This is a genomic window from Candidatus Accumulibacter vicinus (assembly GCF_000584955.1).
Lineage (GTDB): Bacteria > Pseudomonadota > Gammaproteobacteria > Burkholderiales > Rhodocyclaceae > Accumulibacter > Accumulibacter vicinus.
Map to the genome: position 1 here is coordinate 5,181 of NZ_JDSS02000001.1, position 975 is coordinate 6,155.

A 975-nucleotide genomic window follows, 5' to 3' on the forward strand; every position below is an offset into this window, starting at 1 on the left:
ACTGGGCAGGGTGGCCAGGGCGTCGGCCTCGATGCGGTCGGCCGCACCCGTACCGGTGATCACGTCGGCGCCGGGTGTCCCGTTGAGGTCGAATCCCTTGGCCAGGACCTGCTGGTAGCTGCGCACGCCGTCGTCGAACTGGAAGCTCTCGATGCCGCTGCCCGCCTGCAGATCGCTGGCGTTAAAGCCATCCACATGGATCTCGCCACCCGGCACACCGGTATCGATCAGCAGCGATCCCAGGCGCAAAGAAATGGCGGAAAAGTTCACGCCCTCGATCCACAGCGTATCGTTGCCGTCGCCGCCACTGATGTGTTTGGTGCCGCTGCCGGCGCGCACGACGATGATGTCGTCACCATCGCCACCGTCCAGGTCGTCGTCGCCGTCGCCGCCGTCGAGAGTGTCGTTGCCGGCGCCGCCGAGAAGCGTGTCGCTGCCGTCCCCGCCATAGAGCTGGTCGTCGCCCGCGCCAGCGTCGAGCAGGTCGTTGCCATGGAAGACACTCGCGAGGCCATCGGCATCGCCAGCCAGAACGTCATGGCCGTCGCCGCCGATCAGAACATCATCGCCGCCGTTGCCGACGAGCGTGTCGTCGCCGACGCCGCCATCGAGAACGTCGGCGCCGTGCAGCTCGCCGGCCACGTTGATCGCGTCGCCGTCCAGGCGGTCGTTGTCGGCGCCGCCGAGCAGCACGTCCGCCCCACCGCCACCGACGAGGGTGTCGTCGCCTTCGCCACCATCGAGGGTGTCGTCGCCCATGGCGGCATCCGGGGTATCGCTGCTGTCGCCGTAGAGCGCGTCGGCGCCGGCGCCACCGATCAGCATGTCGGCGCCGCCGTCACCGTAAAGCGTGTCGTCGCCTTCACCAGCGTCGAGAACGTCGTCGCCCAGAACTGACTCGGCAAGCCCGCTGCCGTCGCCGGCAAGAACGTCGTTGCCGGCGCCGCCGATCAGCGTGTCGGCGCCGCCCGCACC

At 69.0% G+C, this 975-nt stretch carries 1 protein-coding gene; it reads right to left on the bottom strand.

Annotation, left to right across the window (positions count from 1 at the left end; all coding sequences use genetic code 11):
• Positions 1–975 (bottom strand): calcium-binding protein (locus tag CAPSK01_RS00030; RefSeq protein ID WP_273702772.1); only part of this gene is annotated, 975 nt, incomplete at both ends.